We start from the raw sequence: 11,776 nt of genomic DNA, 5'->3' as shown, positions 1-11,776 counted from the left end.
CACCAGCCTCCTGCTCCTTCAGCACCGCAATAATCTGCTCTTCGGTAAATCTCTGCTTCTTCATTCGTCCGTCCTTTGATGGGCCGGACTCTAATCAATTCTGGAGGAAATCCTCAGTGGCAGGTCAACGGTACAAGCGGTATTGTCGGCGGGACTCGTCATCTTTCGTCAATGCGAGCAGCAGCTTCAGTTGCGGGCATCAAAATTGGTGCCGCTGCATCCGAGCGGCTTTTCCCCAGGACAGCTGCTCAATGTGCGTTACCGTAATATACGCCCCTTCTTGCGATAGACCGTGCATCCTTCTCCGGTCCAGTTTGACTGCTTCCTGAAACTCTGAAGGAGACGACATGCCTAAACGGCAAATTATACTGGCGGCCGCCGCATTTGCGTCGATCGGCTTTGTCATGTCAGCGTCTGCGCAAACGTTGAGCTACGCCGATGCCGTGACAAATCTTGCGTCCGAGTGTGGGTCCGACATACAGAAGCTATGCAAGGGATTGAATCTCGGGAGTGGCCGGATTGCCGACTGCTTGCAGCAGAACGCTGCCAAAGTGTCACCTAGCTGTAAAGCCTCGTTGACGACTGTGTTCCAGTCCATCACCCAGCGCGAGCATGCTCAGATGTCCTATGAACAAGTATGCAAGAGGGACATGTCGAAGCGCTGTTCCGGTATTAAGGGGGATGGCTTCGTTCTCGCGTGTTTGGTCAAGAAGGAACCGCGGGTCAGCACCGAATGCAATCAGGTGATCACCGATGCGGGATGGAGATGAGTCGATGAAAAGTGCCTGGTTGAAAACTCTAGTTTTGCTGATCGCTTGCATGTTTGTCCCAAGCCTGGCGCTAAGCCAAGAAGTGACGCAGGACCGGATCGTCAAAGGACTTGGCAAGCTGACGTCGGCAGCGCCTGCGATTGACCTTGAAATCCTGCGGCAAGAAGCCGTCAATGGCGGTGACAAGCCGATGTCGGCTCTGCCGAATTGGAAGCGGATCGCGAAGCTGCCCCAGATGGTCGTCGAGATCAATTTTGAGAACGATTCCGTCGCGATCCAACCGCAGTCTTATCGTACGCTTGGTCTGCTGGCGGACGCCCTGCATCATCCGAATTTGTGGGACTATAAATTTCTGATCGTTGGTCATGCAAGTTCGACGGGTGACGACAAGCACAACCTTGAGCTCAGCGAGCAGCGCGCGGCGGCGATCAAAGAGGCTTTGGCAACGACGTTCGCTGTAGACCCTCAACGTCTCTACGCAGTTGGGGTTGGCGAACATCTGCCAATAGCAGGCACAAATGCCGAAGGCTCAACCAACCGGCGTGTGCAACTCATCAACCTCGGCGTTTTCAAAAAGAAGTCGTGATACAAAAAAGGTGCCAACGCGGGACAGCAAATAGGATGTCCCGCGTCTAACGTATTTGACTCCTATCTGCGATTTTATTGTACCCGTAGGCGTTCTCACTCGGCTGTATTATACGGTATGTTGCGCTAACCAGCCCTGTAAAATACTTCCCTGTGACATCAGCCCAAGCCACCATTCTCCTGTCGGAGACATGCGGTTTTCCTTGACTGCGAGTGTTGGCGCGCTGCTCCGGGCTGCTTGGTCGGGCATCTGCGGACACGTCATCCGGTTTTCGACCGCATACCGGATGCCGCGGTGTCGCTGATGACGGCGCTCGGTCTTGCAGGATCAGTCGCGATGATCGGTCTGCATGCCGGACCTGTTTTTCTCCGCCGTCGCCAGCGACTGATACGGAAAAGAGGAAACCATGCTCCGGTCATCGAGTCCTGACAGCCCGATCAAATCGCCAAACGGGACATTGGGGCCGGATCTCATTGCCGGACTGACGGCGGCGGCGGTTGTCTTGCCGAAGGCCATGGCCTACGCCACCGTTGCCGGATTGCCCGTGAGCGTCGGGTTCTACACCGCCTTTGTGCCGATGGTCGTCTACGCGCTGTTGGGGACATCGCGCGTGCTAAGCGTCAGCTCGACGACCACGCTGGCGATCCTGACCGCGGGAGAACTGGCGCTTGTCGTGCCCGATGGCGATCCTGCCAGGCTGATCACGGCAACCGCGACATTGACTGCGCTGACGGGTTTGCTGCTGATCATCGCTTCGGCGCTCCGGCTCGGATTCGTCGCCAATTTCATCTCGTCGCCTGTGTTGACCGGCTTCAAGGCCGGCATCGGGCTAGTGATCGTTCTCGACCAGATACCGAAGCTTTTCGGTCTCCATTTTGCCAAGGAAGGTTTTTTCCGGGATATATTGAGCCTGCTGCAGCATTTTCCCGAGACGTCGGCAATAACGGCCCTGGTCGGCGCAGTGGCTGTCGTGCTGCTCCTGTTGATGGAACGGGCCTGGCCGCACTCGCCGGCTCCGCTCGCCGTGGTGGCGGGCGCCATCGCGGCATCCTGGCTGTTCGCCTTGAGCACGCGCGGCGTCTCCATCGTTGGCCACATCCCGCAGGCACTGCCCTCGCTGACGTTGCCGACGATCGACCTGGTCGAGAAATTGCTTCCGGGCGCGATCGGCATCGCGCTGATGAGCTTTACCGAGACCATCGCCGCCGGCCGCGCCTTTGCCGCACCCCCGGAACCGCCGATCCGGGCAAACCGGGAACTGGTTGCCACCGGCCTCGCGAACCTGTCCGGCGCTTTCTTCGGGGCGATGCCTGCTGGGGGTGGCACATCGCAGACCGCAGTGGTGCGGGCCGTCGGAGGGCGAACGCAGAAGGCGTCAATGGTCACGGCGGCCGTCTCGCTCGCCACCATGTTGGTTCTCGCTCCGCTGCTTGGCCTTCTGCCCCAGGCAGCCTTGGCGGCAATCGTCATTGTCTATTCCGTCGGGCTGATCAAACCTGCCGAATTCACGTCAATCCGGAAGGTGCGCAGGATGGAATTCCGCTGGGCGCTGGCCGCTTTCCTGGGCGTCCTTGTCTTCGGCACGCTTCAGGGGATCGTCGTCGCCATCGTCCTGTCACTTGTTGGCCTGTCGAGCCAGGCCGCCAACCCGCGGATCCACGTGATCGGTCGCAAGCGCGGCCACGATACCCTCCGACCGCTCTCGGACCGGCATCCTGACGACGAGACCTTCCAAGGGCTGTTGATCGTGCGGCCGGAAGGTAGGCTGTTTTTCGTCAACGCGCAGATGGTCGCCGATCGCATTCGCGAATTGGTGATCCAGCGCAAGCCCGACGTTCTCATGCTGGATCTGAGCAGGGTCTTCGATATCGAATATTCGGCGCTCCAGATGTTGATGGAAAGCGAGCGAAGTCTTGCGGAGCAAGGCGTTATGCTCTGGCTTGCCGGTCTTAACCCTGATGTGCTTGATTACATCAGGGCATCAGGTTCTATCGAGCGCCTGCAAGGGGAACGCATGTTTTCTAGCGTTCGTACCGGCATCGATCAGTATCAAAGTAGCCATATTCAAAAGAAGTTGCAGCCGGAAGGCGGTATTGTCGAATGAGGCTTCGACAGCGTCCAGCCACGAGGAGCAATGTCGATTAGTGCACCTGCTCAAGCCGCTATAGCAAATCTATAATTCCCTTCTCAACTGCGTTCGGCTGTCCACCGATCATATGCGTAGCATGTCCAAACTATCCATCTCGGATCGTTTGCTGCCATTGCATGTTCTTCTGATTTACCGCTTGTCGGAAACTGCAATTTCATATGACCTGCGCCGACAAGCCTAGACTTCTGACCCTATTCTGTCATCATGATGTTGGTCATCAACGGAGCCTTGATGACGACTGAAGTGCGGATCGTTTTCCGGTGCTCGAGCCCAGACAACAAATGCGCCATTTTTAATACACTGGCTGCTCCACCATTTAATGGATGTAGTGACTAATCGCGTCACGATACCTCGGCCAAGTCGAGGGAGGCGACGAGCAATAGTTGCGGATAAGCTCCGGTCAATCTCAGCCTCACGTCTTGAAAGAACCCAATCTAAACAGCGCCAATGGAGGCTAGAATGAAACTGTCAATTGCATTCACTGCGCTGCTGGTGGCTGTGTTCGTATCCATAAGTGCCGAAGAAGCCGGCGCCGTTGTGTATTGTCAATACGTTGCCTATCCTGTCGGCTGTGTGGTGAGGCCAGGCGTCGTGCTTCGGCCGCGGCCGGTTGTTCGAGCCGTTACCCCTGGCGTCGGTGCTCCGGGAGTTGGCGTACGGCCCGGAACACCGATGAACCGTGGCGGTCCAGCTAATCGCGTCGGTCGGCGGTAGGCGCCATTCCAAATGCACCATCCGGGACTAAACAGCTGGCTTGGTGAGGTGGAGGTACCCGCTCGCTTTTTATCGATTGGTGACCGAATCTTTTAACATGCCCTTCAGTTCGTCCACTTCGCTTGAAAGGTGTTCTCTGGTCGTCGGATCCACAACCGATTCAGGTGCCGCAACTCCAAGCCCGATAATCCCGCCGACGGACATCCCAATATCGGTCGATTCCCTGAATATCCTGTCGCCCACGCCCTCATGCCAATCATCAATAATCTGGCCGTCTTCAAGTCGGCCGCCAATGAGAGCAACCAGTTCGGGGCTGGATGCGAACTTCCCGTGATTAAGGCCATCGCTGCTGCTTCGCTTGGTTAAATCAATGACAGTGATGTTGTGTGCTGCAAGCTGGGTCTTGTAGGGTTCTGCTGTCGGGTCGATTGCTCCGAGCCTCGCCGTGCTCCCCCAGAGCCTTCGTGAAAGCGCTAATGCGCGATCATCCTGAGAAACTAGCAAAGTGAAATTGGGCCTTGGGCTGCCCATGTCATCGATTTCATTTGCGAACACGTCGACATCGACATCCGGCGCGGCCAGCATCACGTCCTTGATCTTCGCCGGCAACCGCCGATCGCGGATCGCCATTTGACGGAGTGTCTCCAGCGTCAACCAGTTGCCCATGGAATGGGCTAGGATCGTTATCTCGGCGACGGTTTGATCTTTTGCAAGAAGGTTGAGTACCTGTTCCAAGCCGTCGCGGGAAAAATTGGTGCTCTCCCGATCATAGCCATAGGCGAAAATGCTGCCGCGGGAGGGCCAGGTGAACAGCACCGGCACGATCGGTGTGCCGGCGTCATGGACAAACTGTGCTGAGCGAAATACGGCATCATCAAAGCGGTTGTTGAAGCCGTGTACGAACACCAAAACACGTCTCTTTGGCGTTGCAGCGGCATCGGACCGAACCCATTGACGGGCGCGCTCGAGATCTAATCTCTCTGCCTTTACTGTCACAAAATCAGTGGCAGGATTGCCGGGTGTCTTCTTTGGCCATTCGACCTCGCCGCTTTTGTGTGCTTCGCCTGGCGGAATGGAAACCACAACATTGGCAAAGCTCAATGCCTTACCGCGCTCACCCGAGAACATTTCACCAGAGGCTACATCTGTTTGACGTGTCGTCGCCACCAGCAGGTCGACCTTAGATGTGCTGAGAATTGGTTCTTTTACCGGAAGCAATACGTCTTCCGGTCGTCCCGCGCAGGCAGCCATTGTGGCAAACAGAGAACAAGACAGAAGGACCTGACCAAATCTCATCCGCACTACCCATACTCACCGCCCATGAAACCGTTAAATGAAAAGCGAAGCAAATGCAAAGCCCGGGAATATTGCCCGTTTGTGCCCCCCTCGAATGGCACGCCGAATACGCCCCGCTCTTCGAGGCCTTGAGGAGGATGTGGCCCGCTATGTTGCCGGACGCGCGCCGAGTTGAGTTCCGGAATCGGCGGTCAGGCAACATCGATTACTCGGCCTTGCCGTCGGCAGTTCGCGGTCCTCAAATCGGCGGCATCTCGCTGTTCGGCATCAATGGTTTCGTCATTGGCCTTTGATTGCCGCCTTGTTATCGCGGCATGGTTCGCCCAAGTCCAAGGCGGGAACAGATGCGATCGAACCCTACCGCATCAGGGGTGTCGGACACGGCATCTCAATTGATGCGATGAGCGATTACGCAAGGAGAGCCCCGACATACTCGATGTCGACATCTCATCGACGGAGCTTCTTGCCCGCAGTTGGAGAGGAGATCCAGAAGTCCGCGAGAGATTGGACGGCTACGAACGCAATTCAGGATGTGATTGAGAGTGCGTTGCGTTCTGCAGCCCGATGAACCCTTCGAAAACGTAGCTGCGCCGCACAACGGCGCTGTAGGAGGCCATCGAATATAGACGGCCACCTCCCGGAGCATGCGATCATTCCGATCGCAAACCGCAATGGCAGCTCAGCGACGGCAGATATAGCGGCAACGGACCGTTAAGCATCATGAAGGCGGGAGCTTCTATGTTATTTGAAATGGCCGCATCATATTCGATATGCACAAGCCTGACCGCTTCCTGCTCATCCCCGAATATTTAATTTGCCAGCCGCATTGATTAGGCGCACGGTCAGTCTTCAGTGGCTGTTTCTCAGGGCGCTACTGCGTGGAGGTCGATTTGAGGCCTTCGCCCCAAATTGAAGGAGGACAGAATGTCTTCCACTCTCAACGTGTCTGTGCGGACGTCCGACCTGGCTGTATTGCAAGGCGTCCTCGACGACGCAGGATACGATTCCACAAGTAGCCTCGCAGATCCGAAATATTACAACATCGCTGTCAGACTGCTGTTCAAGCTTTATCACGACGGAATGACGTCGCCCGCCGCCCTTTCTATCGAACTCAACCGCCACTTTGGAAAAACACCACTGCCCTCGAAATCATCCGCGGAGTTCGAAAAAAATCGCAAACGGATACAGGGGATCCGTTCAGCCGTTATCAAGTCGCCTACCGGCGCCTGAACGGGCGCGTGTTAAGTTGCTTCCGCGAAGGCCATCCCAAAGATGGTTGTCGCCACTTCTCGGTCGTCATTCGAACAGTCCCATTTATCGAAGTGCGCGATGTCCGTCAGACGACGTCGTCATTCTCGACAATCTCGCTCTCACAAAGCCAAGGCCATCCGCGATGCCATCAAAGCGGCCTGCGCCAGGTTATGGTTCTTGCCGAAATACTCGCCCGACCTCAATCCGATCGAGCAGACAATCGCCAAGATCAAGCATCGGATGCGGTTGGCCCAGAAGAGAACCACGGAGGACACCTGGCGCCATCTCGGATACCTCGTCGGCACCATTAAACCAGACGAACGCGCAAACTATTTCGAAAAACGCGGGCGACGCTTCTGTCAAAACATGAAACGCTCTAATGGCCTCGGCACGAAGCGATCAGACCGTCTCTCTTTCGACCGGGACGGTCTCGACCGGCCTCTCAGCCGGTCGGTTGCGGCGCCGGCCGCGTAGCACGACGTAGAAGACCGGCGTCAGGAACAGGCCGAAGATCGTCACACCCAGCATGCCCGAAAAGACGGCGGTGCCGAGCGACTGGCGCATTTCGGCGCCGGGGCCGGTGGCGATGGCAAGCGGCAGAACGCCGAAGATGAAGGCGAATGCCGTCATCAGGATCGGGCGCAGGCGAAGATGGCTGGCCTCAATGGCTGCCTCCACCGGCGACTTGCCCTCGTCTTCCGCTTGCCTGGCAAACTCGACGATCAGAATGGCGTTCTTGGCCGCAAGGCCAATCAGGACGATCAGGCCGATCTGCGTCAGCACGTTGTTGTCCATTCCCCTCAGCGACACCCCGATCAACGCCGCGAGCACCGCAAGCGGGACGATGAGGATGATCGCGAGCGGCAGAACCCAGCTTTCATACTGGGCCGCCAAGGCCAGGAAGACGAAGACGACAGACAGGGCGAAGATGTAGACGGCGGTGTTGCCGGTATGGGTCTCCTGATAGGCCAGTTCCGTCCATTCGAAGGTTGTTCCTTGCGGCAGGATCTTTGCCGCCAGCGCTTCCATCTTGGCGATGGCATCGCCCGTCGATGTGCCCGGTGTTGGATTGCCCTGAAGCGGCACCGAGACATACATGTTGTAGCGTTGGACAAGCGCCGGGCCGCTGGCATCCTGGATATCCATCAATGTTCCAAGCGGAACCAGCGCGCCGGTCGCCGATCGAACCTTCAGGGCGAGGATGTCTTCTCGGTCCATGCGATATTGCCGGTCGGCCTGGGCACGGACCTGGTAGACGCGGCCGAACGCATTGAAATCGTTGACGTAGGCGACGCCGAGATTGATGGAAAGCGCGTTGAAGATATTGGGGATCGGCACATTCAGGAAGCGCGCCTTGTCACGGTCGATCGCCAGGAAGTATTGCGGGCTTGCATCGGAGAATGTCGTAAAGACGCCGGTCAGTCCCTCGGTCGTGGCTGCCGCACCCATCATCTGGCGGGCGAGACCGAGCACGCGCGTCATGTCGGCGTTTTCAAGATCGGAAATCTGCATCTTGAAACCACCGGAATTGCCGACGCCGCGCACGGACGGCGGCGGGATGGCGATGATGAAGGCTTCCTGGATGCTTTGCAGTTTGCCGTAAAGCTCGCCGATGATCTTGTTGGCGTTCTCTCCGCCTTCTTCGCGTTCGGCAAAGGATTTGAACGGCACGAAGACGACGCCGGCATTCGAGGCATTGGTGAATGTCGCGCCGCTGAAGCCGGCAAATTGCACGGCGTTGCCGACACCGGGCACGGTCCGGGCAATATCGCCTACCTGTTTGACCACGGCGTCGGTACGCGCAAGCGAGGCACCATCGGGAAGCTGTATGACGATGATCGCGTAACCCTGGTCCATGGTCGGGATGAAGCCCGCGGGAACGCGCGTGCTCATGTACCAGGTTGCTCCGAGCAGGCAGACGAAGGCGAGCATCGAAGCGGTCAGCCCGACCCAGCTGCTGACCAGATGCCGAATGATCCATGAATAGCCGGAGCTCAGCCGATCGAACCCATGATTGAAGCCGTTTGCAAGGCCTCTTCCCAGCCGTGATGCGACATTCGCGGGCCTGGTTTCATGGTCGTGTGTTTTCAGCAATATGCCTGCAAGGGCGGGCGACAGTGTCAGTGAATTCAACGCCGATATCGCGGTGGTGACCGAGATCGTCACGGCGAACTGCCTGTAAAACTGGCCGGATATGCCCGGGATGAAGGCTGTCGGCACGAACACGGCGATCAGCACCAGCGAGATGGCGACGACGGCGGTTCCGACTTCGTCCATCGTGACATGGGAAGCCTGCTTCGGCGTCATGCCGCGGGCCAGATTGCGCTCGACGTTTTCCACCACCACGATCGCGTCGTCGACGACGATGCCGATCGCCAGCACCAAGCCGAACAGGGTGAGCATGTTGAGCGAGAAGCCGAATGCCAGCAGGACGGCGAAGGTGCCGATCAGCGATACGGGGATGGCGATGATCGGAATGATCGCGGTTCGCCAGGATTGCAGGAAGACGAGCACGACGATCGCCACCAGGATGGCCGCCTCGGCGATGGTCCTGTAGACTTCGGTGATCGAATCCGAGATGAATTCGGTCGTGTCATAGACAATGCGATATTCCAGGCCCGGCGGGAAATTCTGCGACACGTCCTTCATCAGCGTCTGGATCTGATGGGCCGTGTCGAGCGCGTTGCTTCCCGGCCGGGCGAAGATGCCGAGAGCAACCGCGGGGTCGTTGTTGAGATAACTGTTGGTGACGTAGTCCTGCGCGCCGAGTTCGATACGGGCGACGTCCTGCAACTGAACAAGCCGCCCGGCTGTCGTCGATTTCACGATGACATATCGGAACTCTCGCGCATCGGAGAAGCGCCCTTCCGTTCGTACCGTATATTCGAACGCATTCTTGCCGGTGACCGGCGGGGCACCGATCTTGCCGCCCGATACCTGGACGTTTTGGTCCCTCAGGGCGGAGACGACGTCGTCTGATGTCATGCCATAGGCGGAGAGCTTTTCCGGATCCAGCCAGATTCGCATCGAATATTGGCGTTCGCCGAAGATCTGCACGTCGCCGACACCGTCGAGGCGCACGAGAACGTCGCGAATGCGGTTGCGGGCGTAGTTCGAGACGTAAAGCTGGTCGTAGCGGTGCGACGGCGACAGCAGGTGCACCACCATCATCAGATCAGGCGAGCTCTTGTCGGTGGTCACCCCAAGGCGCTGGACTTCCTCGGGGAGACGCGGAAGGGCGATGGAAACGCGATTCTGGACAAGCACCTGGACCTTGTCGAGATCGGTGCCGAGCTTGAAGGTGATCGTCAACGACATGGCGCCGTCGGCGCTGGAATACGAGGACATGTAAAGCATGTCCTCGACGCCGTTGATCTGTTGTTCGAGCGGCGTCGAAACGGTATCGGCGATCGTCTGCGGGTCGGCGCCGGGATAGGAGGTGCGCACGACGATGGTCGGCGGTGCAATCTCGGGATACTGGGACACCGGCAATTGCGTATAGGCAATGCTGCCGACGACGAGAAGAAGGATCGAGATGACCGCCGCAAAGATCGGCCGGTCGACGAAAAAATGAGCAAATCTCATTGTCCGCTCTCCGCGCCGGCGGTTTCGGGCGCAGTGTCCTGCCGCTCCTGCGGCAGTTCGGTCATTTGAGGCGTGATCTTTGAACCCGGTCGGGCGCGCATCAGGCCGTTGACGATGATCGTCTCGGTGCCGTCGAGGCCCTCGCGTATCACGCGGTAGCCGTAAAGCCGCGGTCCGGGTCGCACCGCCTTGGTCGAAACCGTGCCGTCGGTCGCGACGACATAAACGACGCGCTCGTTCTGATCCGAACCGATTGCCTCGTCGGGGACGAGAATCGCCTGATAGGTGTTGGAGGCCTCAACCTGAATGCGGCCGAACAGGCCGGGCTGAAGGACGAGATCGGGGTTGGGGAAGCGGGCGCGGAGACGAATGGTGCCGCTCTGATTGTCGACCCGGTTCTCAGCGAAATCGAGCTTTCCCTTGAATGGTTTGGCAGAGGGATCCGAGATCGTGACCGATACATCCAGGCCGCCGCCGCCCAGCTGGAGCTCCTTGCCCATTTTGCGCGCCGTGTCGGCGAAATTCAGCAGGCGCCGCTCATCGACGTCGAAATAGAAATCGATCGGGTCGAGCGAAACGATGGTCGTCAGGACGGTCTGGTCTGTCTGCACAAGGTTGCCGGCCGAGATCAGTCGGCGGTCGATGCGGCCGCTGAGCGGCGCCTTAATTTCGGTATATTCCATGTCGAGAGAAGCGCGATCGGCTGCGGCCTGAGCGCCGCGGACATTGGCCTCGGCCGAATCGAATTCGCGGCGGCGATCATCCAGCGTCTGCGCCGACTGGCTGCCGCTCGCAGTAAGCGATTGCGCGCGCTTATACTGCGCATCGGCAAAGACCAGAGCCGATTGCGACGCTTCGAGGGTCGCCTTTGCCTGGCTGAGCGCGGTTACGAAGGGCCTCTGGTCGATGACGAAAAGCAGGTCGCCCTGCTTGACCAATGCACCGTCCTGGAAATGGATTTCCTGCAGGTATCCACCGACGCGCGAGCGAACGGAGACTTCGTCGACCGGCTCGAAGCGGCCGATGAATTCGTCACTGTCGATGACATCGCGAACGACCGGCTTGGCGACGGTGACCGGAGGAGGGGCAGACGGTGCACCCTGCGCCATCGCCACTAGAGGCATGAACGTGGTGATGCAGCCGAGCATCAATATCCGTCGAAGCACGTAACTCATACCGGTCCCTCCAATCGCGACGGCTGATAGACTGCCGCCGATCCTAAGATAAGGTGATGCTATTCATGTCTTGCTGCTTTGAACGAAGGCCTCGGCCCCCGTGATTTCCCCCGGCGTTCAATCGATGTGAGGGAAGGCCGGCATACAATGCAAATCGGAAAAATAGTAACCTATGGAACCGGATATAAACGGCAGCGGCGAAAAATAGCAAATGCCAATTGGCTGCGGTTCCAAAATCCATCGAAACGTC

Annotated in this window: 8 protein-coding genes and 1 pseudogene; 6 read left to right on the top strand and 3 right to left on the bottom strand. The window is 58.1% G+C overall.

Translation table 11 applies throughout. The features are described 5' to 3' along the window. Positions 1-347: 347 nt before the first annotated feature. From GR197_RS24250 to GR197_RS32495, 4 genes are all read left to right on the top strand, one after another. Positions 348-770 carry a cysteine rich repeat-containing protein gene (locus GR197_RS24250; RefSeq protein ID WP_164014126.1) on the top strand — a complete coding sequence of 141 codons (423 nt, stop codon included), beginning with the start codon at positions 348-350 and terminating at the stop codon, positions 768-770. 4 nt (positions 771-774) lie between these two features. Then, positions 775-1,356 carry an OmpA family protein gene (locus GR197_RS24245; RefSeq protein WP_164014124.1) on the top strand — a complete coding sequence of 194 codons (582 nt, stop codon included), beginning with the start codon at positions 775-777 and terminating at the stop codon, positions 1,354-1,356. A gap of 406 nt (positions 1,357-1,762) precedes the next feature. Further along, positions 1,763-3,460 carry a SulP family inorganic anion transporter gene (locus GR197_RS24240; RefSeq protein ID WP_164014122.1) on the top strand — a complete coding sequence of 566 codons (1,698 nt, stop codon included), beginning with the start codon at positions 1,763-1,765 and terminating at the stop codon, positions 3,458-3,460. A gap of 504 nt (positions 3,461-3,964) precedes the next feature. Continuing rightward, positions 3,965-4,219 (top strand): hypothetical protein, encoded by a 255-nt coding sequence (locus GR197_RS32495; RefSeq protein WP_164014120.1) that lies wholly within the window; start codon positions 3,965-3,967, stop codon positions 4,217-4,219. A 69-nt stretch (positions 4,220-4,288) separates the two neighbouring features. On the opposite strand, the gene GR197_RS24230 is transcribed toward GR197_RS32495, so the two are convergent. Beyond that, positions 4,289-5,437 (bottom strand): alpha/beta hydrolase, encoded by a 1,149-nt coding sequence (locus tag GR197_RS24230; protein WP_246724677.1) that lies wholly within the window; start codon positions 5,435-5,437, stop codon positions 4,289-4,291. Between the two features lie 1,002 nt (positions 5,438-6,439). Between GR197_RS24230 and GR197_RS24225 the strand changes: the two genes are divergently transcribed. Then, on the top strand, positions 6,440-6,745 hold the full coding sequence (locus tag GR197_RS24225) for a hypothetical protein (RefSeq protein ID WP_164014116.1): 306 nt from the start codon (positions 6,440-6,442) through the stop codon (positions 6,743-6,745). Between the two features lie 112 nt (positions 6,746-6,857). Beyond that, positions 6,858-7,136 (top strand): annotated as a pseudogene (locus tag GR197_RS24220) (transposase); the annotation flags it as partial. A 29-nt stretch (positions 7,137-7,165) separates the two neighbouring features. Here the strand turns inward: GR197_RS24220 and GR197_RS24215 are convergent. Both GR197_RS24215 and GR197_RS24210 read right to left on the bottom strand, forming a co-directional pair. Further along, positions 7,166-10,351 (bottom strand): efflux RND transporter permease subunit, encoded by a 3,186-nt coding sequence (locus tag GR197_RS24215; RefSeq protein ID WP_164014114.1) that lies wholly within the window; start codon positions 10,349-10,351, stop codon positions 7,166-7,168. After that, positions 10,348-11,526 (bottom strand): efflux RND transporter periplasmic adaptor subunit, encoded by a 1,179-nt coding sequence (locus tag GR197_RS24210; RefSeq protein ID WP_164014112.1) that lies wholly within the window; start codon positions 11,524-11,526, stop codon positions 10,348-10,350. The genes GR197_RS24215 and GR197_RS24210 overlap by 4 nt, the downstream gene beginning before the upstream one ends. Positions 11,527-11,776: the final 250 nt, after the last annotated feature.

The organism is Rhizobium phaseoli (assembly GCF_010668805.1).
Taxonomy (GTDB): domain Bacteria; phylum Pseudomonadota; class Alphaproteobacteria; order Rhizobiales; family Rhizobiaceae; genus Rhizobium; species Rhizobium phaseoli_A.
The sequence above is the reverse complement of the archived record's forward strand: the minus strand, read 5'-3'. Positions and strand labels throughout refer to the sequence as shown.

Excerpts from the sequence above, each read along its gene's own strand:
- GR197_RS24250 (WP_164014126.1), top strand. The coding sequence starts at position 348 with ATGCCTAAACGGCAAATTATACTGGCGGCCGCCGCATTTGCGTCGATC.
- GR197_RS24245 (WP_164014124.1), top strand. The coding sequence starts at position 775 with ATGAAAAGTGCCTGGTTGAAAACTCTAGTTTTGCTGATCGCTTGCATG.
- GR197_RS24240 (WP_164014122.1), top strand. The coding sequence starts at position 1,763 with ATGCTCCGGTCATCGAGTCCTGACAGCCCGATCAAATCGCCAAACGGG.
- GR197_RS32495 (WP_164014120.1), top strand. The coding sequence starts at position 3,965 with ATGAAACTGTCAATTGCATTCACTGCGCTGCTGGTGGCTGTGTTCGTA.
- GR197_RS24225 (WP_164014116.1), top strand. The coding sequence starts at position 6,440 with ATGTCTTCCACTCTCAACGTGTCTGTGCGGACGTCCGACCTGGCTGTA.
- GR197_RS24215 (WP_164014114.1), bottom strand. The coding sequence starts at position 10,351 with ATGAGATTTGCTCATTTTTTCGTCGACCGGCCGATCTTTGCGGCGGTC.
- GR197_RS24210 (WP_164014112.1), bottom strand. The coding sequence starts at position 11,526 with ATGAGTTACGTGCTTCGACGGATATTGATGCTCGGCTGCATCACCACG.